Below are 19,668 nucleotides of genomic sequence, written 5' to 3'. Positions count from 1 at the left end.
TTGTCTGAAGCTTTAGTTAACTTGTACTGAGGAAATCTTAATGTCTAAAATCGTTAAAGTTATCGGCCGTGAAATCATCGACTCCCGTGGTAACCCGACCGTAGAAGCTGAAGTTCATCTGGAAGGTGGTTTTGTTGGTCTGGCTGCTGCGCCATCAGGTGCTTCTACCGGTTCCCGCGAAGCGCTGGAACTGCGTGACGGTGACAAATCCCGTTTCCTGGGCAAAGGCGTACTGAAAGCCGTTGCTGCGGTTAACGGTCCTATCGCTCAGGCTGTAACCGGTAAAGACGCGAAAGATCAGGCTAACATCGACAAGATCATGATCGATCTGGACGGTACTGAGAACAAATCTAAGTTCGGTGCTAACGCGATTCTGGCTGTTTCCCTGGCTGCTGCTAAAGCGGCTGCGGCTTCTAAAGGTCTGCCACTGTACGCACACATCGCAGAACTGAACGGCACCCCAGGCAAATACTCTATGCCACTGCCTATGATGAACATCATCAACGGCGGCGAACACGCTGATAACAACGTTGATATTCAAGAGTTCATGATCCAGCCTGTTGGCGCTAAAACGCTGAAAGAAGCTATCCGCATGGGTTCAGAAGTGTTCCACACTCTGGCTAAAGTGCTGAAATCTAAAGGCATGGGTACTGCTGTTGGTGACGAAGGTGGCTACGCGCCAAACCTGGGTTCTAACGCAGAAGCGCTGGCTGTCATCGCTGAAGCGGTTAAAGCAGCAGGCTACGAACTGGGTAAAGACATCACTCTGGCGATGGACTGTGCGGCATCTGAGTTCTACAAAGATGGCAAATACGTTCTGGCTGGCGAAGGCAACAAAGCGTTCACTTCTGAAGAGTTCACTCACTTCCTGGAAGACCTGACTAAACAGTACCCAATCGTTTCTATCGAAGACGGTCTGGACGAGTCTGACTGGACTGGCTTTGCTTACCAGACTAAAGTTCTGGGCGACAAAATCCAGCTGGTCGGTGACGATCTGTTCGTCACCAACACCAAGATCCTGAAAGAAGGTATCGACAAAGGCATCGTTAACTCCATCCTGATCAAATTCAACCAGATCGGTTCTCTGACCGAAACTCTGGCTGCGATCAAAATGGCGAAAGACGCTGGCTACACTGCCGTTATCTCTCACCGTTCAGGCGAAACTGAAGATGCGACCATCGCTGACCTGGCTGTGGGTACCGCTGCTGGCCAGATCAAAACCGGTTCTATGAGCCGTTCTGACCGTGTTGCTAAATACAACCAGCTGATCCGTATCGAAGAAGCGCTGGCGGCTGCGGGTACTCCTGCTCCGTTCAACGGTCTGAAAGAAGTTAAAGGTCAGTAATTACTGCCCCGTAACGCTTTCATAAAAACCCGCTCCGGCGGGTTTTTTTATGTCTGCAATTCAGGGAGATCGTTAAGATCTCCGTCTTACAGCAATAAAGAAAGCGTGGCACTCGCGCTGTGTTCGCTGGCTTGCAGATAATCCGGAGAGTGCGTTAACAGCTGATTGATCAGTAATTCCACCAGCAGCATCCCGCCGACTTTGGACGTCAGTAAACCCGCCGTCAGCGGACCTTCGGGTTTGGCGGCCACCAGTAAAATATCGGCCAGTGAGGAAAGCGGGCTGCGCAACGTATTGCTGATACCGATGACTGTGGTGCCCTGACGCTTCGCCAGCGCGGCGGCGTGCAACACATCTTTAGTGGAACCTGAGCTGGAAATCACGACCACAATATCCTGACTATCCAGGCTCACGGCATTCATCGCCGCGCGGTGCATATCAGCGAAACATTGCGACGCTTTGCCCAGACGCAGCAGCTTGTAACCCAGATAATCCGCCACGATAGCGCTGGCTGCAACACCATACACCTGAACGGAACGCGCGTTATGAATGCGAAACGCGGCATCCGCCAGCACCTGCCGATCGAGCAGTTTTCCGGTATCACGCAGGGCAGTGATGCTGTCTTCGATCAGCGTCTGAACGTCGTCATTCCCTTCAGCGGACGGCAATGTCGGATTTTGTCGCGTCTCAAGCGCGAGGCCCATCTTAAACTCGGTAAACCCTTTGCAACCGAGCTGGCGGCAAAGCCGCGTGACGCTGGCTTCACTGGTATCACTCTCACGCGCCAGTTCAGTGATGGTCAGGTAAAGCACGCGCTGCGGCTGTTCCAGCACAAAACTGCCCAGCTTGTGCAGCGTCGGACTGTAATTCTCCAGTCCCTGACGCATTCGCAGTAACAGCGTGCCTGTTTCCTTGGTCTGACTCACTCGGCTCTCCTCAGAATAATTGACCTGACTAGTTTGGCTGATGTGACGCAGTTAACGCCAGAAGAATTCCATATGGATAACGTTGCACATTTGATGGTAATTATTATTTTAATTATATAGTGTGGTGAAAATAATTATCACAACAACATAACGCGGAGTTATCTCATGTCAATATTCAATGGTTCAGGGGGCGGGGCGTGGTTCGAAAGAGCCCAAAAGTTTGGCAAGTCTTTCATGTTGCCTATCGCTATTTTGCCCGCAGCCGGATTGCTGCTGGGTATTGGCGGGGCGCTTTCCAACCCCAATACCTTAACGGCATATCCGTTTCTGAATATTCCGGCCTTGCAGGCGATTTTCACCGTCATGGCCAGTGCCGGATCGATCGTCTTTGCCAATCTGGCGGTGTTGTTTGCCGTCGGGGTCGCCGTCGGGCTGGCACGCAGTGATAAAGGAACCGCAGGTTTGTCCGCGCTGCTCGGATACCTGGTGATGAACGCCACCATCAACGCCATCCTGATCCTCAAAGGGCAACTGGTGACCACCAATCTCAGTGCCGCCGGGCAGGGAATGGCGCTCGGCATTCAGACGCTGGAAACCGGCGTATTTGGCGGCGTGGTGATCGGTCTTGTGACGTGGTGGCTCCATCAGCGCTACAACAAAATCGAATTACCGCAGTTTCTCGGGTTTTTTGGCGGTTCCCGCTTTGTGCCGATCATCTCCTCCGTTGCGGCCATCGTGGTCGGGGCGTTGATGTTCTTCATCTGGCCACATTTCCAGAAAGTGATTTTTGGCATGGGCGGACTGGTGGATGCGACGGGATACCTTGGCACCTTCATTTACGGTTTTGTGCTGCGCATGCTCGGCCCGTTCGGCCTGCATCATATTTTCTATCTGCCTTTCTGGACCACCGCACTCGGCGGCAGCGAAGTGATTAACGGGCATCTGGTGGAAGGCACGCAGCGGATCTTCTTCGCCCAGCTGGCAGACCCCAATACGCAGCAGTTTTATATCGGCACTTCACGATTTATGTCCGGGCGCTTCATTACCATGATGTTTGGTCTGGTGGGTGCGTGTCTGGCGATGTACCACACGGCGCGGCCTGAGAATAAAAAACGCGTCGCCGGGCTGCTGCTGTCGGCGGCACTGACCTCCTTCCTGACCGGGATCACCGAACCCATTGAGTTCTCGTTCCTGTTTGTCGCGCCGATGCTGTATGTCCTGCATGCGGTATTCGACGGTCTGGCGTTTATGATTGCCCACATTTTGCAGATCACCATCGGACAAACTTTCTCCGGCGGCTTTATCGATTTCATTCTGTTCGGGGTTTTACAGGGCGAAAGCAAAACGCACTGGATGTACGTCCCGCTGGTCGGCGTGCCGTGGTTTGCCCTTTATTACTTCTCTTTCCGCTACCTGATCAGGCGCTTCAACCTGAAAACGCCGGGGCGTGATGAGGCTGAAATTCAGCAGGATAACGTCGTGACCGATCGCGCCGGACTGATTATCGAAGCACTGGGCGGCGCGGCCAATATCGCCGAGCTGGATTGCTGCGCAACGCGTTTGCGCATCAGCGTTCATCAGGCTAGCGAAGTGGATGAAAACAAGCTGAAGTCGAGCGGGGCACGCGCCGTGCTGATCCGCGGAAATGGTATTCAGGTGATCTACGGACCGCATGTCACGATTATTAAAAATGAAATTGAGGAGATGTTGGGAGTATGAATCAGTCAATGTTAACGACCGTCAGGGGACAGTTGATCGTGTCCTGTCAGGCGCTGGATGACGAACCGCTGCACAGCGATTTTATTATGAGCCGTATGGCACTGGCCGCTATGCAGGGCGGTGCCGCGGGGATCCGCGCCAACAGCGTCGCAGATGTGAAAGCCATCCGCGCTACCGTGCCGCTGCCGGTTATCGGCATCATCAAACGTGATTACCCCGCAAGCGATGTCTATATCACCGCAACCCTGAAAGAAGTCCGTGAGCTGATGACTGTTGCGCCGGACATGATCGCGATGGATGCCACGTTCCATCAGCGTCCGGGTGAACTGCAACTTGCGGCGCTGGTGCAACACATTCGTAAAGAGTTTCCGTCCCTGTTGCTGATGGCGGATATCGCGACCTTAGAAGAAGCGCAAAACGCGCAGGCTTTAGGTTTTGATTGTATCGGGACAACATTGCACGGCTATACTCAGGAGACGCAGGGCAGCAAACTCTGGCATGACGACTTCGCTTTCCTGCGTCAGGTGCTGGCGCAGTGCACGACGCCGGTCATTGCCGAGGGAAACGTGGATACCCCAGAAATGGCGGCGCGATGTTTAGCGCTGGGGGCGCATTCCGTTGTGGTCGGTGGTGCAATTACCCGACCGCAGCAGATCACGCAACGCTTTACTGACGCCATCCGCTCTTTGCGCTGATAAACATTTTTGCACACACTCCCGCTGCGCCCTGTATTTGGCGCAGCGCCTGCGATCTGCGATAATGCGCGCTGATTTTTTTAGAGATGACTGAGAAACCGATGCAGTACCCGATTAATGAGATGTTCGAAACCCTGCAAGGGGAAGGCTATTTTACCGGCGTGCCGGCGATTTTCGTTCGCCTGCAAGGCTGTCCTGTGGGTTGCAGCTGGTGCGATACCAAACACACCTGGGATAAAATTGCCGATCGGGAAGTCGATATGCAGCGCATTCTGGTCAAAACCGAAGAGAGTGATGCCTGGGGTAACGCCACCTCAGAACAACTGCTCGAGGTTATCGCGCAGCAAGGTTACACCGCGCGTCACGTGGTGATCACCGGCGGCGAGCCATGCATTTACGATTTGACTGAACTGACGTCATTGCTGGAAAAGAGCGGCTTCAGTTGCCAGATTGAAACCAGCGGCACGCACGAAGTCCGTTGCTCGGTGAATACCTGGGTGACGGTTTCCCCGAAAGTGAATATGCGTGGCGGTTACGACATTCTGCCGCAGGCACTGAAACGCGCCGATGAAGTGAAACATCCGGTGGCGCGTCAGCGTGATATCGACGCTCTGGATGCCCTGCTGGAAACACTGACTGACAGCAAAGCGCGGATTATTGCCCTGCAGCCAATCAGTCAAAAAGAAGAAGCCACCAGACTGTGCATTGCGACCTGCATTGCAAGGAACTGGCGGCTTTCAATGCAGACACATAAGTATCTCAACATTGCATAAGAGATATGCTGAGTTAACCTTTATATACGCAACCCGCGGTGCAGGTTTCTTTCACGCGCACGGCGCTGAGCAGTGGCAGCTTAGGTTTCATCTCGTTCCAGATCCACGCGGCCAGCACTTCGCTGGTCGGGTTTTCTAAGCCCGGAATGTCGTTCAGATTATAGTGATCGAGACGATCCAGAGTCGGATTAAACGCAGCTTTCAGTTCGGCGAAATCCATCACCCAGCCGGTATGCGGATCCACTTCACCGGTGATTTCTAAACGGACGGTGAAAGAGTGGCCGTGCAACCGTCCGCACTTATGCCCGGCGGGCACATGCGGTAAATGGTGGGCGGCTTCAAACTGAAAATCTTTAAATAATGTGGTGGTCATGAGGCATGTCTCGTTGCTCGAAAAAACGCGGCATAGTACCGGAATACCGGCTTACGTGCCATGACTTAACTGCGCTTTTCTTCACCAAATCCTGACTTTTACTCTCTTTACTCCGCCCGCATTGCTGGCATACAGTGAGCCGGTAGAAACTAACTTGTTGAGATAGTGAATGATTACTGTGCTTCGTTGCGCTGTTCTGGCGTTGTTGTTCTCGGCTGGTGTTCAGGCAGAGACCACTGCCACCCCTCAGCAGTCCGTCCCCGCTGCGGCTAAACCGGTTCAACCCGCGGTTAAAGCCTCTCCGGTTGCCAAAACTCCGGTCAGTAAAGCACCTCTGGTTTTCCCACCGGGATCCGGTGTGATGCATATTGCACTGGCACCGGGTAAAAAGCCGCTGGAAGTTTTCACCTATCAGCCTGTCGGTGCAGATGAGACTACGCCGGTGGTTATGGTGATGACCGGCGTGGACCGTAATGCCGCGACTTACCGCAATGACTGGATGACCGTTGCTGATCAGTATCATCTGCGCGTGGTCGTGCCGCATTTCAGCGAGCAGGATTTCCCCGGCGCCGCTGGCTATAACCTCGGTAATCTGACCGACAGCAAAACCCATCATCGTTTGCCGAAATCGCAGTGGGCGTTCAGCATGGTCGATAACTTGTTTACGACGCTGCAAAAGCAGGGCGTCACCAGCCAGAAACAATACTATTTATTTGGAAACAGCGCGGGTTGCCAGTTTGTACACCGCATGCTGACGCTGTTGCCTGAGCCGAATGTGAAAGCCGCGGTCTGTGCGGCGGCAGGCTGGTGGACATTACCGGATACCGATCAGCGCTGGCCTTACGGTTTACGCGAAGCGCCGGTGGCGGTCAGCCAGCAGCAACTGAATGATTACTTTGCCAAACCGGTGCTGATTGCCGTGGGGGCTGAAGACGACGATCCGGAAAACCGCCTGCTGCGCAAATCCAAGCAGGCGATGGCGCAGGGGACAAACCGTCTGGAGCGCGCCGAGAGTTATTTCACCACCTCCCAGCAACGCGCTGAACAGAACAACACACCGTTTAACTGGCACTTTATGGACCTGTCAGATGTCGGCCACAGTGGCAGTAAAATGTCAGTATTTGCCGCCGGACAGTTCGCCTGGTTTGAACAGCACAACGCTTTTCATCTTTAAAATCGTCACGCTTAGCTGAGTACTGAAAAATATTCATCACCCCGCTCCGGCGGGGTTTTTCTTTATGTATCCGGCACTTTGCAAAGAGCCTGCTCGCAGTGAGGTAAATTTTTTAGCGATTTCAGTAGGATAAAAATCATGCCTTACCACTTTTTCAGATAGACCTTACCTCTAAATCCTCTTAGTCATTTTGGTTATTTATTATTTCCATCACTTCTTTAATTGTTATTATCCTGCTCGTTAACCTACATCCTCTGAAAGGTTTTTCCCGCGCGAACATATACTGTAAAAAGCGCCGGAGGCCGGATTGATGACTTGCTTTTGCATAAGGGAATTCGTACCGCGATGACGACTCAGGCTCCTCCAACTTCACTGCTCCCGCTGACCCCCGAGCAAATGGCCCGCCTTCAATCGGCGATTGGTGATTACTCACCGACTCAGATGGCCTGGCTGTCAGGGTATTTCTGGGGCATGGTTAATCAGCAACCGGGTGCGGTGGCAGCTCCTGCTCCGGTACAGAATGCCGCGTCAGTCACTCTGATTTCCGCCTCGCAAACGGGTAACGCCCGCCGTGTTGCCGAGCAACTGCGTGATGACCTGATCGCCGCGAAAATTAACGTCAATCTGGTGAATGCCGGTGACTATAAATTCAAACAAATTGGTCAGGAAAAGCTGTTGCTGATCGTGGCCTCCACGCAAGGCGAAGGCGAACAGGCTGAAGAAGCCGTCGCGCTGCACAAATTCCTGCAATCCAAAAAAGCCCCGCAAATGAAAGACACGGCTTTTGCGGTGTTTGCGCTGGGTGATACCTCTTACGAATTCTTCTGTCAGGCAGGTAAAGATTTCGATACCCGTCTGGGCGAGCTGGGGGCAGAACGCCTGTTAGACCGCGTTGATGCTGATGTGGAATATAAAGAAGCCGCCGAAAACTGGCGTAAGCGTATTGTCGATGTGCTGAAACAGCGCGTACCGGCTGACACCGGGGCGCAGGCGGCTCCGACGCTGGCAGGCAGTGTGAATCAGGTCGACAGCAGCCCTTACACCAAAGAAGCGCCGCTGACCGCGACACTTTCCGTTAACCAGAAAATTACCGGCCGCGATTCTGATAAAGACGTGCGTCATCTGGAAATCGAACTCGGTGATTCCGGCCTGCGTTACCAGCCGGGCGATGCGCTGGGGATCTGGTTTGAAAACGATCCGCAACTGGTGCAGGAAATCGTTGAACTGCTGTGGCTGAAAGGTGATGAAATTGTCGAGGTGAACGACAAAAAACTGTCGCTTTCAGAAGCGCTGCAACATCACATCGAACTGACCCAAAACACCACGCCGATTATCGAAAAATATGCCGCGCTGTGCCGCGATGAACACCTGACCGGTCTGCTGGCTGACAAGCCTGCGCTGCAGCAATACGCCCAGACCGTGCCGTTTGCTGACATGGTACGCCGCGCACCGACTGAGCTGGATGCCCAGCAACTGGTGGATTTACTGCGTCCGCTGACGCCGCGCCTGTATTCGATTGCCTCCTCGCAGGCTGAAACTGAAACAGAAGTCCATATTACTGTTGGCGTGGTGCGTTATGACATCGATGGTCGTCCGCGCTCTGGTGGTGCGTCCGGCTTCCTGGCCGATCGTCTGGAAGAAGACGGTGAAGTGAAAGTCTTCATCGAGCATAACGATAACTTCCGTCTGCCGGTGAATCCGGAGACGCCGGTCATTATGATAGGACCCGGTACCGGCATTGCGCCATTCCGCGCCTTCATTCAGCAGCGTGATAACGACGGCGCCACCGGCAAAAACTGGCTGTTCTTCGGCAACCCGCACTTTACCGATGATTTCCTGTATCAGGTCGAGTGGCAGCGTTACGTGAAAGACGGCTTGCTGACCCATATCTCTCTGGCATGGTCACGCGACCAGGCGGAAAAAGTATATGTACAGGACAAGTTGCGTGAGCAGGGCGCTGAAGTCTGGCAGTGGTTGCAGGAAGGCGCGCACGTGTATGTCTGCGGCGATGCTAACCGTATGGCGAAAGATGTAGAACAGGCGTTACTGGAAATCATCGCCGAATACGGCGAAATGGATCTGGAAACGGCCGACGAATATCTCAGTGAATTGCGCCTTGATCGCCGTTATCAGCGCGACGTCTACTAACGAATCTGAGCAATGAGCGAAAACCTTATGAGCAATAAGTTGTGGAGTGAACTCAATCCCGGTCCGGGCCCGTTGATCGTCGATGCCCCGCTGGCTGACGCCGAACGCCTGAAGAAGGAAAGTAATTTCCTGCGCGGGACTATCACTGAGGATTTAAAAGACGGTCTGACCGGTGGCTTCAACGGAGACAACTTCCTGTTGATCCGCTTCCACGGCATGTATCAGCAGGACGACCGTGATATCCGTGCGGAACGCGCTGAGCAGAAGCTGGAACCGCGTCATGCCATGATGTTACGTTGCCGTTTGCCGGGCGGCGTGATGACGCCAGCGCAGTGGCTGGGCATCGATAAATTTGCTGAAGACAGCACACTGTACGGCAGCATTCGTATTACTAACCGTCAGACTTTCCAGTTCCACGGCATTCTGAAACCGAACGTAAAACCGGTGCATCAGTTACTGAATAAACTCGGTCTGGATGCACTGGCGACCGCCAACGACGTTAACCGTAACGTGTTGTGTACCTCGAATCCGGTGGAATCTGAACTGCATCAGGAAGCGTATCAGTGGGCGAAGAAAATCTCCGAGCACCTGCTGCCGCGCACCCGTGCTTACGCCGAAGTGTGGCTGGATCAGGAAAAAGTCGAAACCACCGACGAAGAGCCGATCCTGGGGGCGACCTATCTGCCACGTAAATTCAAAACCACCGTGGTGATCCCGCCGCAAAATGACGTGGATCTTCACGCCAACGACCTGAACTTTGTGGCGATTGCCGATAACGGCAAACTGGTCGGCTTCAACGTGCTGGTCGGCGGCGGGCTTTCTATCGCCCACGGTGATAAAGCCACTTACGCACGAACTGCCAGCGAGCTGGGCTTTATTCCGCTGGAGAACACGCTGGCCGTCGCCGAAGCCGTGGTGACCACGCAGCGCGACTGGGGTAACCGTACCAACCGTAAAAACGCCAAAACCAAATACACGCTGGAACGCGTCGGCGTGCCGGTATTCAAAGCCGAAGTTGAAAAACGTGCAGGCATTCAGTTTGGTGATATTCGTCCTTACGAATTCACCGGTCGCGGCGATCGCATCGGCTGGGTAAAGGGCATCGACAAACAATGGCATCTGACACTGTTTATCGAAAATGGCCGTATTCTTGATTATCCGGGCAAGCCGCTGAAAACCGGACTGGCAGAAATTGCTAAGATCCATAAAGGTGATTTCAGGCTTACTGCTAACCAGAACCTGATCGTGGCCGGTGTCGCGGAACAAGACAAAGACGCGATCGAAACCCTGGCGCGTAATCACGGCCTGATTGACGACGGTGTCACCGAGCAACGTAAAAACTCGATGGCCTGCGTGTCTTATCCGACCTGCCCGCTGGCGATGGCGGAAGCGGAACGTTTCCTGCCTGAGTTTGTGACCAAAGTAGAAGGCATCATGCACGGCCACGGCGTAGGCGATGAACACATCGTGCTGCGTGTGACCGGTTGTCCGAACGGCTGCGGTCGTGCGCTGCTGGCCGAAATTGGTCTGGTGGGGAAAGCGATGAACCGCTACAACCTGCACCTTGGCGGAAACCGCGCCGGAACACGTATTCCGCGCATGTACCGCGAAAATATTTCTGATGCAGAGATCCTGGGCATCATTGACGAACTGGTCGGACGCTGGTCGAAAGAGCGCGAAACCGGTGAAGGCTTTGGCGACTTTGTGATCCGCGCAGGGATCATTAAGCCCGTGCTGGATCCGGCACGTGACTTTTATGATTAAGAGCGATAACCGACAGGAGGCGATATGAGTTTGCTGAACCTTACTCTGGCTGAACTGAATGAACTGCCGAAGTCCGGACAATCCATGGCGCTGGCGGAAATTAACGTCAGCCTCGAAAAATTGTCCGCGCAGGAGCGTGTGCAATGGGCGCTGGAAAATATGCCTGGTGAATTCGCCCTGTCTTCCAGCTTCGGGATTCAGGCGGCGGTCTGTCTGCACTTAGTCACTCAGCAGAAACCGGACATTCCGGTGATCCTGACCGATACCGGCTATCTGTTCCCGGAAACCTATCAGTTCATCGATACGTTAACCGAACAGCTGAACCTGAATTTACAGGTATTCCGTGCTGAACATTCGGCAGCCTGGCAGGAAGCGCGTTACGGCAAACTGTGGGAGCAGGGCGTCGAGGGCATCGAGAAATATAATCACATCAATAAAGTCGAGCCGATGAATCGGGCGATTCAGACGCTCGGCGTGCAGACCTGGTTTGCCGGTCTGCGTCGTGAGCAATCCGGCAGCCGTGCGCATCTGCCGGTGCTGGCGGTGCAACGTGGTGTGTTTAAAATCCTGCCGATTATCGACTGGGATAACCGTCAGATCTTCCGTTATCTGCAAGATAACGGCCTGAGCTATCACCCGCTGTGGGATCAGGGCTATCTTTCCGTCGGTGACACGCACACCACGAAAAAATGGGAAGAAGGGATGAAGGAAGAAGACACGCGATTTTTTGGACTGAAACGCGAATGCGGCCTCCATGAATAAATCCCCGTCATACTTCGGGTTGCAGATGCGTTGGCTGCGCGCTCTTACCCCGGTCACATAGTAATCTATGCTCCCGGGGATGCGTTCACTTGCCGCCTTCCTGCAATCCGAATTATTTAGGGGATTCCTGTAATTAACGTCTCAACTCCCCATATTTAATCAGGCGTGTTTCGCCGGTTTCGCCAGATCCTTCAGCAACGGGAATAACACTTTCACCGTATCGCGGGAACGTTTTTCAATGCGTCCCGGCAGGGCTTTATCCAGATACTGCAGATTATCGAACTGGCTCTGATAACGCGTGGTACCCAGCGGGAAGTGGCTGGTGATCGCGCGTTGCTGGAGGCCGTCTTTCTTACCCAGCGCATAGTTAGTCGCCGTCACGTTCAGCAGCGGCAGCCGTGCGTCATCCAGCGCTTTTATGCCATCGCAGCAATGTACGCCTTCGTGGCTTTCTGCCGGAATACCCAGACTGTGCGCAATATTCAGCGCCCGTACGCGGGTGAGTTTCGCCACGGCCACGGAAGTATTCGCGCCGCTGTTGAAATACAACCGGTCACCGGTGATCAGCGAATTCAGGTTGATCACCAGCAGCGTATTTTTCTTCTCTTCAGCACTCATGCGGTTCACAAAGTCTTCCGCGCCTTTAGCACCGGTTTCTTCCGCACTCAGCGCCACGAAACGCAAGCTGTAGTGCGTCGGGATGGCCTGCATGCGTTCGGCCAGCTCAAGCATCACACCAACGCCGGAAGCGTTGTCATCGACCCCCTGCAGCGTCAGGCCGCCGAGATTATGGTTGGTATCACTGTCACTTTGCGGCACATAGGTATCGAAATGCGCCATCACGATGATTTGCTGCGGCACTTCTCCTGCACGTGCGGCAATCACCGACGTGGCGTGAATATTTTGCCAGTTCTTTTTGCCCGCATTGCTGGTGTAAAGATAGCGGGTATCGAAGCCACGTAAATCGCTCGTATATCCTAATTTATTGAACTGCTGATTCAGATAATCCGCAGCGATCAGTTCTGCCGGGCTGCCGGCCATGCGTCCGGGAAAATAGGTGGCGATATGGCGAATTTGCTGACTGGCGATCATCCCCACTGGCGGAAGCGGGGCGGACGCCGCCATCGCATGACCCATACAGACACAGCTCAGGCTCAGCGCCAGCAGCGTCCGCTTCATGCGTAAAAAAGAAAACATAGCCAAAAATCCTTATTTGCTGGTCAATATGACCGGAAGGCAATCAAACAACAGGCCGCGTGTGGCGGTCTTTCTGGGGCGTACAGTATGCGATTGTCTGTGCGATTAGACAATTTCCCGTTATCCCAAACCGCTCTTTTTGTCGGGCTATATTCCATTTAGTAACTAATCATTCCTTTTCGTCATTTCAGATCAATTATTGCCTGCACGTATAGTTTGTTTATTAACTCTGACAATCATTAAAGGCTTTTGTGGACTATCTACCAATATTTGCCGACCTCAAACAACGCCCTGTGCTGGTCGTGGGAGGTGGCGAAGTCGCTGCTCGCAAAATTGATCTCCTCCTGCGGGCAGGTGCGCAAGTACGGATAGTCGCACAGGCACTTTCTCCCGAGCTGGAACAACGCAGACAGGCCGCAGAAGTTAGCTGGTCGGCACAGGCATTTCTGCCGGAACAGCTCGACGATGTTTTTCTGGTGATTGCCGCCACCGACGACGCCGCGTTAAATGCTGAGGTTTTTGAACAGGCCAACCGCCGTCATGTTCTGGCTAACGTGGTTGACGATCAGCCGAAGTGCTCGTTCATTTTCCCTTCGATTGTCGACCGTTCGCCGATTGTGGTCGCGATTTCTTCCAGCGGTAAAGCGCCGGTACTCGCCAGAATGTTGCGCGAGAAGCTGGAAACTCTACTGCCGGGCAGCCTGGGGCAAATGGCCGATATCGCCGGACGCTGGCGCGACAATGTGAAAGTACAGTTCAGTTCAATGCGTGCGCGTCGCCGTTTCTGGGAACAACTGTTTGCCGGACGCTTTGCCAGCCTCGCTTCTGCGGGAAAGCTCGCAGAAGCAGAACAGGCGCTGCAACAGCAGTTAGAAAACGCGGAAGACATCTCGCATCGCGGGAATGTCACGCTGGTCGGTGCCGGGCCGGGTGATGCAGGATTGCTCACCCTTCGCGGGCTGCAGGTGATGCAGCAGGCCGATGTCGTGCTTTACGACTATCTGGTCAGCGAAGACGTGCTGGATTTAGTGCGCCGCGATGCGGACAAGATTTGTGTGGGTAAACGTGCGGGCAGCCATTCTGTCGCGCAGGAAGACACTAACCGTCTGCTGGTCGAACTGGCGCAGCAGGGGAAAAAAGTCGTGCGCCTCAAAGGCGGTGATCCGTTTATTTTCGGACGCGGCGGCGAAGAATTACAGGCGGTGCAGGCGGCAGGCATTCCTTTCCAGGTGGTGCCGGGTGTTACCGCGGCTGCCGGTGCGACAGCCTATGCAGGTATTCCGCTGACGCACCGCGATTACGCGCAAAGTGTGATATTCGTGACCGGGCATTGCCGCCCGGAAAACAACGGCGTGCAGTGGGAGACCCTCGCGAAAGGCCAGCAGACATTGGCGATTTATATGGGCACGCTTAAAGCTGCCGAAATCAGCCAGCAACTGATCGCTCATGGTCGCGCAGCGCATACGCCCGTTGCGGTCATCGGACGGGGAACGCGTTCTGATCAGCAGGTGCTGACCGGAACACTCGATAATCTTGAACATCTGGCTCAGCAGGCGCCGGTGCCGGCGTTACTGGTGATTGGTGAAGTGGTATCACTTCATCAGCAACTGGCCTGGTTTGGGCATCATCCTGAGACTGACGGCACCCAACGCCCGTCGGTTGTGAATTTGGCTTAAAGGATCTGTTATGGACGAAAAACGACTGACTCATTTGCGGCAACTGGAGGCGGAGAGTATCCATATCATCCGTGAAGTGGCTGCTGAATTCGCCAACCCGGTGATGATGTACTCCATCGGGAAAGATTCCTCGGTGATGTTGCATCTGGCGCGCAAAGCTTTCTTCCCGGGCACCTTGCCGTTCCCGCTGCTGCATGTGGATACCGGCTGGAAATTCCGCGAAATGTACGACTTCCGTGACCGCACGGCGAAGAATTACGGTTTTGAGCTGCTGGTGCATAAAAACCCGGAAGGCGTGGCAATGGGCATCAACCCGTTTGTGCACGGCAGTGCCAAACATACTGACATCATGAAAACTGAAGGTCTGAAGCAGGCGCTGAATAAATATGGCTTTGATGCCGCTTTCGGCGGTGCACGCCGTGACGAAGAAAAATCCCGTGCCAAAGAGCGTATCTATTCGTTCCGTGACCGCTTCCACCGCTGGGATCCAAAAAACCAGCGTCCTGAACTGTGGCACAATTACAACGGCCAGATTAACAAAGGCGAAAGCATCCGCGTGTTCCCGCTGTCTAACTGGACTGAGCTGGATATCTGGCAGTACATCTATCTGGAAAATATCGAAATCGTTCCGTTGTATCTGGCCGCACCGCGTCCGGTGCTGGAGCGCGACGGTATGCTGCTGATGGTTGATGATGATCGTATTGATCTGCAACCGGGCGAAGTGATCGAGAAGAAAATGGTGCGTTTCCGCACATTAGGCTGCTGGCCGTTGACCGGTGCTGTTGAATCTGAGGCACAAACGTTGCCGGAGATCATCGAAGAGATGCTGGTATCGACCACCAGTGAACGTCAGGGACGCGCGATCGACCGTGATCAGGCCGGTTCGATGGAACTGAAAAAGCGTCAAGGATACTTCTGAGGAGCCGCAGCTAATGAATAACGCAATTGCACAACAAATCGCGGAGCAGGGTGGCGTTGAAGCTTACCTGCACGCTCAGCAACACAAAAGCCTGCTGCGCTTTCTGACCTGCGGCAGCGTCGATGACGGCAAAAGCACCCTGATCGGGCGCCTGCTGCATGACACCCGTCAGATCTACGAAGATCAGCTGTCTTCTCTGCATAACGACAGTAAACGTCACGGCACCCAGGGCGAGAAACTGGATCTGGCACTGCTGGTGGATGGCTTACAGGCCGAACGCGAACAGGGCATTACTATCGATGTGGCTTACCGTTATTTCTCTACCGAGAAACGTAAGTTCATCATTGCGGACACCCCGGGGCACGAACAGTACACCCGCAATATGGCGACCGGTGCATCGACCTGTGATCTGGCGATCCTGTTGATCGACGCCCGTAAAGGTGTGCTGGATCAAACCCGTCGCCACAGCTTTATTGCGACCTTGCTCGGGATCCGTCACCTGGTGGTTGCCGTCAACAAAATGGATCTGGTGGATTACAGCGAAGCGGTATTCGAGCAGTTTAAACAGGATTATCTGGATTTCGCGCAGCAACTGCCGACCGATCTGGACATCAAATTTGTGCCGCTTTCCGCACTGGAAGGCGACAACGTTGCCACACCAAGCGATAAAATGAACTGGTACACCGGCCCGACGTTGCTCGACGTGCTGGAAACGGTAAACATTATTAACATTCGTGAACAGCAACCGATGCGCTTCCCGGTGCAGTACGTTAACCGCCCGAATCTTGATTTCCGTGGCTATGCGGGAACGCTGGCATCCGGTTCTGTCCGTGTCGGTCAGAAGGTGAAAGTATTGCCATCCGGTGTGGAATCTACCGTGGCACGCATTGTGACCTTTGACGGTGATTTGCAGGAAGCCTGGGCGGGCGACGCGATTACGCTGGTGCTGGCCGATGAGCGTGATATCAGCCGTGGCGACACGCTGGTCGATGCTGAAGAAACGGTTAAACCGGTACAAAATGCCAAAGTCGACGTGGTGTGGATGGCGGAACAGCCACTGAGCGTCGGGCAGAGTTACGACATCAAAGTCGGCGGCAAGAAAGCCCGTGCGCGTGTGGAAAATATCGAATATCAGGTGGAAATTAACTCGCTGACGCAGCGTGTGGTAGAAAACCTGCCACTGAATGGTATCGGACTGGTGGAACTGGCCTTCGACGAACCACTGGTGCTGGATAACTATCAGAGCAACGCGGTGACCGGCGGCATGATCTTTATCGATCGGCTGACCAACGTTACCGTGGGTGCTGGTCTGGTACGTGAAGCCATTGAACAGGTATATCAGGAATCGGATAAATACAGCGCATTTGAGCTGGAACTGAACAGCCTGGTTCGACGTCACTTCCCGCACTGGGGTGCGCGCGACCTGCTGGGTGGCAAATAAGATGGCGTCACAAGACAGCACTTTTTTAAAAGATGAGAATGTTGTCTGGCATCCGCACACGGTGACTCGTGCGGATCGCGAAAAGCAACATGGCCATCGTGGTGCGGTGCTGTGGTTCACCGGGCTTTCTGGCTCGGGGAAATCCACCGTGGCCGGTGCGCTTGAACAGGCGCTGTATGCGCAGGGCGTCAGCACTTATCTGCTCGATGGCGATAATGTCCGTCACGGACTGTGCCGTGATCTGGGCTTCACCGACGACGACCGGCGTGAAAACATCCGTCGTGTAGGTGAAGTGGCGAAACTGATGGTGGATGCCGGGCAGGTCGTGCTGACGGCGTTCATTTCACCTCACCGCGCCGAGCGTGAAATGGTGCGTGATTTGCTGGAAGACGGTCAGTTTATTGAAGTGTTTGTGGATACGCCGCTGGCTATCTGCGAGGCACGTGATCCGAAAGGTTTGTATAAAAAAGCCCGTGCGGGTGAACTGAAAAATTTCACCGGTATTGACTCAGAATATCAGCCGCCGGAAACCCCGGATGTGCATCTTGATGGTGAACAATTGGTAACACAATTGGTGCCTCAATTATTAGAAGTGATGCGCCAGCGCGCTATTATCAATCCCTGAATGTTGCCGGCCAAACGTCACAGAGCGTGCCGGTTTACACTGAAATACAGGGATCATCTATGCAGGCGTTATTTAGCAGACTTGTCAGTCGGAACCGCGTGGATCGCACCGGGGAAATTACCCCCCGGACACGCGTGCCGATACCGGAAACCGACAGTGCAGACACCGAAGATCCTTCCTACTCCATGCAGGGCGGATTCATCGGGTTTGTCTTCTACTGGCTGGCGTTCGCGATCCCTTTTCTGGTTTATGGTTCCAACACCCTGTTTTTCCTGCTCTACACCTGGCCGTTCTTCCTGGCGCTGATGCCCGTTTCCGTCCTGATAGGCATTGCGTTCAGCACGTTCTTTGGCGGTGGCTGGTTTAAAACCTCTCTGGCCAGCGCGGTCTGCGTTATCGGCATGTTCTGGACAGTCTTCTCTTTCCTGTCTGGCTGGTGACTTTTCCTGGCGGTTTTCCCTGCAAATTCCCTTCACGATGTAACCCATTGTGTCATTCTCACCCTTAATTGCGTGCGTAAGTCTGATTCTCACCGGCTTTACCACTGCCACAGTGGAGTCAGAGGGAAAGTTGTGGGATGATTGTCCAGCTTTTTTAGGGGGCGGGGATGGGCAAACTAACACTGCTATTACTGATTTTACTTGGCTGGCTACAGTATTCGCTGTGGCTGGGTAAGAATGGTATTCACGATTATGTACGTGTAAACGATGACGTTCAGGTGCAACAAGTTAATAACGGCAAACTGAAATCACGTAATGATCAACTTTTCGCAGAAATCGACGATTTAAACGGCGGTCAGGAAGCGATCGAAGAACGCGCACGCAATGAACTGGGCATGATTAAACCCGGCGAGACTTTTTATCGTCTGGTGCCTGACAACAAACGTGCGCCTGGTAGCACCGTTTCGCAAAACAACCTGAATCAATAGCCATGAGCCATATCGCAGTTTCCCTTCCAGAGGTTATTGCCGTGTTACCGGCTGCCGGCATTGGCAGCCGTATGCAGGCAGAATGCCCCAAGCAATATCTTTCTATTGGCGGTAAGACGCTGATAGAACACTCAATTTGCGCTTTGCTGCAAAGCGGCAAAGTCAGTCAGGTTATCGTGGCATTAAGCCCGCACGATACGCAATTCGAACAACTTCCCATTGCCCGTGATCCGCGTATTCGCGTGGTTGCAGGCGGTGCGGAACGTGCTGAGTCGGTGATGGCCGGGCTGGATGTTGCCGGAGACAGCGGCTGGGTGTTGGTACATGATGCGGCGCGCCCGTGTCTGCATCCTGACGATCTCCATAATCTGCTGGCGATTGCCACCACCAGTAAAGTGGGCGGGATCCTTGCCGCCCCCGTGCGCGACACGATGAAGCGTGGTGAACCGGGCATTACAGCGATTGCACATACGGTCGATCGTCAGGACCTGTGGCATGCACTGACGCCGCAATTTTTCCCGCTCGAATTACTGAAAACCTGCCTGCGCCGTGCACTCAATGAAGGTGCGGTGGTCACAGATGAAGCCTCGGCAATGGAATATTGCGGTTTTCATCCTATGCTGATCCCGGCACGGGCCGATAATATTAAAGTCACAAGGCCAGAAGATCTGGCCCTGGCTGAATTCTATTTAACCCGCTTATCCCAGGAGGAGAACGCATAATGCGTATCGGTCACGGTTTTGATGTACATAAATTTGGCGGCGAAGGCCCGCTGGTGATCGGTGGTGTGCGTATCCCTTATCCGCAGGGTTTACTGGCGCATTCAGATGGTGATGTTGCCCTGCACGCGGCTACGGACGCACTGCTTGGTGCCGCTGCGCTGGGAGATATAGGTAAACTTTTCCCGGACACTGACCCGGCATTCAAAGGTGCTGACAGCCGCGAACTGCTGCGCGAAGCCTGGCGCCGTATCCGTGCAAAAGGCTACAAGCTGGGCAATCTGGATATCACGATCATCGCACAGGCACCGAAAATGGCTCCGCACATCCCGCAGATGCGCGTGTTTCTGGCAGAAGATCTGCAATGTCATATGGATGACGTCAACGTGAAAGCCACGACAACCGAACAGCTGGGCTTTACTGGCCGTGGCGAAGGTATTGCCTGCGAAGCCGTTGCTCTGCTGATTAAGGAATGATGTTGTGG

Annotated in this window: 19 protein-coding genes; 16 read left to right on the top strand and 3 right to left on the bottom strand. The window is 54.0% G+C overall.

Features of this window, described 5'->3' with window-relative positions; translation table 11 throughout:
- The first annotated feature begins 40 nt into the window (after positions 1 to 40).
- On the top strand, positions 41 to 1,345 hold the full coding sequence (gene eno / locus LC431_RS18360) for a phosphopyruvate hydratase (RefSeq protein ID WP_013573995.1): 1,305 nt from the start codon (positions 41 to 43) through the stop codon (positions 1,343 to 1,345).
- Positions 1,346 to 1,431: 86 nt separating this feature from the next.
- On the opposite strand, the gene LC431_RS18355 is transcribed toward eno, so the two are convergent.
- On the bottom strand, positions 1,432 to 2,232 hold the full coding sequence (locus LC431_RS18355) for a MurR/RpiR family transcriptional regulator (RefSeq protein WP_183065404.1): 801 nt from the start codon (positions 2,230 to 2,232) through the stop codon (positions 1,432 to 1,434).
- 204 nt (positions 2,233 to 2,436) lie between these two features.
- Here LC431_RS18355 and LC431_RS18350 point away from each other — a divergent pair, with 204 nt between their 5' ends.
- The 3 genes from LC431_RS18350 (at position 2,437) to queE (ending at position 5,458) form a co-directional block, all read left to right on the top strand.
- Positions 2,437 to 3,990 (top strand): PTS transporter subunit EIIC, encoded by a 1,554-nt coding sequence (locus tag LC431_RS18350; RefSeq protein WP_013573998.1) that lies wholly within the window; start codon positions 2,437 to 2,439, stop codon positions 3,988 to 3,990.
- A gap of 8 nt (positions 3,991 to 3,998) precedes the next feature.
- Positions 3,999 to 4,685, top strand: coding sequence for an N-acetylmannosamine-6-phosphate 2-epimerase (locus LC431_RS18345; RefSeq protein WP_173362081.1), 687 nt, complete (start codon positions 3,999 to 4,001; stop codon positions 4,683 to 4,685).
- Between the two features lie 101 nt (positions 4,686 to 4,786).
- The gene (queE, locus tag LC431_RS18340) at positions 4,787 to 5,458 is read left to right on the top strand and encodes a 7-carboxy-7-deazaguanine synthase QueE (RefSeq protein ID WP_013574000.1); all 672 of its coding nucleotides are present in this window, start codon (positions 4,787 to 4,789) and stop codon (positions 5,456 to 5,458) included.
- 13 nt (positions 5,459 to 5,471) lie between these two features.
- Here queE and queD read toward each other — a convergent pair whose 3' ends face one another.
- Positions 5,472 to 5,831, bottom strand: a complete 360-nt coding sequence (gene queD / locus LC431_RS18335; RefSeq protein WP_013574001.1) for a 6-carboxytetrahydropterin synthase QueD — start codon at positions 5,829 to 5,831, stop codon at positions 5,472 to 5,474.
- A 169-nt stretch (positions 5,832 to 6,000) separates the two neighbouring features.
- Here queD and LC431_RS18330 point away from each other — a divergent pair, with 169 nt between their 5' ends.
- From LC431_RS18330 to LC431_RS18315, 4 genes are all read left to right on the top strand, one after another.
- Positions 6,001 to 7,005, top strand: coding sequence for a hypothetical protein (locus LC431_RS18330; protein ID WP_112152121.1), 1,005 nt, complete (start codon positions 6,001 to 6,003; stop codon positions 7,003 to 7,005).
- Positions 7,006 to 7,350: 345 nt separating this feature from the next.
- Complete coding sequence (gene cysJ / locus LC431_RS18325) at positions 7,351 to 9,153, top strand: NADPH-dependent assimilatory sulfite reductase flavoprotein subunit (protein WP_223510150.1); 1,803 nt, start codon at positions 7,351 to 7,353, stop codon at positions 9,151 to 9,153.
- Positions 9,154 to 9,180: 27 nt separating this feature from the next.
- Positions 9,181 to 10,917 carry an assimilatory sulfite reductase (NADPH) hemoprotein subunit gene (cysI, locus tag LC431_RS18320; RefSeq protein WP_013574004.1) on the top strand — a complete coding sequence of 579 codons (1,737 nt, stop codon included), beginning with the start codon at positions 9,181 to 9,183 and terminating at the stop codon, positions 10,915 to 10,917.
- A 24-nt stretch (positions 10,918 to 10,941) separates the two neighbouring features.
- Entirely contained in the window at positions 10,942 to 11,679 is a 738-nt protein-coding gene (locus LC431_RS18315) for a phosphoadenylyl-sulfate reductase (RefSeq protein WP_013574005.1), read from the top strand.
- 159 nt (positions 11,680 to 11,838) lie between these two features.
- Here the strand turns inward: LC431_RS18315 and LC431_RS18310 are convergent, their stop codons facing one another.
- Positions 11,839 to 12,876: an aminopeptidase gene (locus tag LC431_RS18310; protein WP_013574006.1), complete on the bottom strand. Its 1,038-nt coding sequence runs from the start codon at positions 12,874 to 12,876 to the stop codon at positions 11,839 to 11,841.
- A gap of 251 nt (positions 12,877 to 13,127) precedes the next feature.
- Here LC431_RS18310 and cysG point away from each other — a divergent pair, with 251 nt between their 5' ends.
- The 8 genes from cysG to ispF all read left to right on the top strand — a co-directional run bounded on the left by cysG (position 13,128) and on the right by ispF (position 19,660).
- Positions 13,128 to 14,552, top strand: a complete 1,425-nt coding sequence (cysG, locus tag LC431_RS18305) for a siroheme synthase CysG (RefSeq protein WP_223510149.1) — start codon at positions 13,128 to 13,130, stop codon at positions 14,550 to 14,552.
- A 10-nt stretch (positions 14,553 to 14,562) separates the two neighbouring features.
- Complete coding sequence (cysD, locus tag LC431_RS18300; RefSeq protein ID WP_013574008.1) at positions 14,563 to 15,471, top strand: sulfate adenylyltransferase subunit CysD; 909 nt, start codon at positions 14,563 to 14,565, stop codon at positions 15,469 to 15,471.
- 13 nt (positions 15,472 to 15,484) lie between these two features.
- A complete protein-coding gene (gene cysN / locus LC431_RS18295; protein ID WP_134706347.1) occupies positions 15,485 to 16,912 on the top strand; it encodes a sulfate adenylyltransferase subunit CysN in 1,428 nt (475 codons plus the stop codon).
- A gap of 1 nt (position 16,913) precedes the next feature.
- The gene (cysC, locus tag LC431_RS18290) at positions 16,914 to 17,537 is read left to right on the top strand and encodes an adenylyl-sulfate kinase (protein ID WP_013574010.1); all 624 of its coding nucleotides are present in this window, start codon (positions 16,914 to 16,916) and stop codon (positions 17,535 to 17,537) included.
- Positions 17,538 to 17,596: 59 nt separating this feature from the next.
- Positions 17,597 to 17,977, top strand: coding sequence for a DUF3561 family protein (locus tag LC431_RS18285; protein WP_013574011.1), 381 nt, complete (start codon positions 17,597 to 17,599; stop codon positions 17,975 to 17,977).
- A gap of 167 nt (positions 17,978 to 18,144) precedes the next feature.
- Positions 18,145 to 18,465 carry a cell division protein FtsB gene (ftsB, locus tag LC431_RS18280; protein WP_013574012.1) on the top strand — a complete coding sequence of 107 codons (321 nt, stop codon included), beginning with the start codon at positions 18,145 to 18,147 and terminating at the stop codon, positions 18,463 to 18,465.
- Between the two features lie 2 nt (positions 18,466 to 18,467).
- Positions 18,468 to 19,187, top strand: a complete 720-nt coding sequence (ispD, locus tag LC431_RS18275) for a 2-C-methyl-D-erythritol 4-phosphate cytidylyltransferase (protein WP_013574013.1) — start codon at positions 18,468 to 18,470, stop codon at positions 19,185 to 19,187.
- Complete coding sequence (gene ispF, locus LC431_RS18270; RefSeq protein ID WP_013574014.1) at positions 19,187 to 19,660, top strand: 2-C-methyl-D-erythritol 2,4-cyclodiphosphate synthase; 474 nt, start codon at positions 19,187 to 19,189, stop codon at positions 19,658 to 19,660. The genes ispD and ispF overlap by 1 nt, the downstream gene beginning before the upstream one ends.
- Positions 19,661 to 19,668 lie beyond the last annotated feature (8 nt).

The sequence above is a fragment of the Rahnella sp. GSA61A genome, assembly GCF_019969905.1.
GTDB lineage: Bacteria > Pseudomonadota > Gammaproteobacteria > Enterobacterales > Enterobacteriaceae > Rahnella > Rahnella aceris.
This window is presented reverse-complemented; position numbering and strand designations above follow the sequence as displayed.

Bases quoted from the DNA above. Each gene is read 5' to 3' on its own strand.
- eno (WP_013573995.1), top strand. From the start codon at position 41: ATGTCTAAAATCGTTAAAGTTATCGGCCGTGAAATCATCGACTCCCGT.
- LC431_RS18355 (WP_183065404.1), bottom strand. From the start codon at position 2,232: ATGCGTCAGGGACTGGAGAATTACAGTCCGACGCTGCACAAGCTGGGC.
- LC431_RS18350 (WP_013573998.1), top strand. From the start codon at position 2,437: ATGTCAATATTCAATGGTTCAGGGGGCGGGGCGTGGTTCGAAAGAGCC.
- LC431_RS18345 (WP_173362081.1), top strand. From the start codon at position 3,999: ATGTTAACGACCGTCAGGGGACAGTTGATCGTGTCCTGTCAGGCGCTG.
- queE (WP_013574000.1), top strand. From the start codon at position 4,787: ATGCAGTACCCGATTAATGAGATGTTCGAAACCCTGCAAGGGGAAGGC.
- queD (WP_013574001.1), bottom strand. From the start codon at position 5,831: ATGACCACCACATTATTTAAAGATTTTCAGTTTGAAGCCGCCCACCAT.
- LC431_RS18330 (WP_112152121.1), top strand. From the start codon at position 6,001: ATGATTACTGTGCTTCGTTGCGCTGTTCTGGCGTTGTTGTTCTCGGCT.
- cysJ (WP_223510150.1), top strand. From the start codon at position 7,351: ATGACGACTCAGGCTCCTCCAACTTCACTGCTCCCGCTGACCCCCGAG.
- cysI (WP_013574004.1), top strand. From the start codon at position 9,181: ATGAGCAATAAGTTGTGGAGTGAACTCAATCCCGGTCCGGGCCCGTTG.
- LC431_RS18315 (WP_013574005.1), top strand. From the start codon at position 10,942: ATGAGTTTGCTGAACCTTACTCTGGCTGAACTGAATGAACTGCCGAAG.
- LC431_RS18310 (WP_013574006.1), bottom strand. From the start codon at position 12,876: ATGTTTTCTTTTTTACGCATGAAGCGGACGCTGCTGGCGCTGAGCCTG.
- cysD (WP_013574008.1), top strand. From the start codon at position 14,563: ATGGACGAAAAACGACTGACTCATTTGCGGCAACTGGAGGCGGAGAGT.
- cysN (WP_134706347.1), top strand. From the start codon at position 15,485: ATGAATAACGCAATTGCACAACAAATCGCGGAGCAGGGTGGCGTTGAA.
- cysC (WP_013574010.1), top strand. From the start codon at position 16,914: ATGGCGTCACAAGACAGCACTTTTTTAAAAGATGAGAATGTTGTCTGG.
- LC431_RS18285 (WP_013574011.1), top strand. From the start codon at position 17,597: ATGCAGGCGTTATTTAGCAGACTTGTCAGTCGGAACCGCGTGGATCGC.
- ftsB (WP_013574012.1), top strand. From the start codon at position 18,145: ATGGGCAAACTAACACTGCTATTACTGATTTTACTTGGCTGGCTACAG.
- ispD (WP_013574013.1), top strand. From the start codon at position 18,468: ATGAGCCATATCGCAGTTTCCCTTCCAGAGGTTATTGCCGTGTTACCG.
- ispF (WP_013574014.1), top strand. From the start codon at position 19,187: ATGCGTATCGGTCACGGTTTTGATGTACATAAATTTGGCGGCGAAGGC.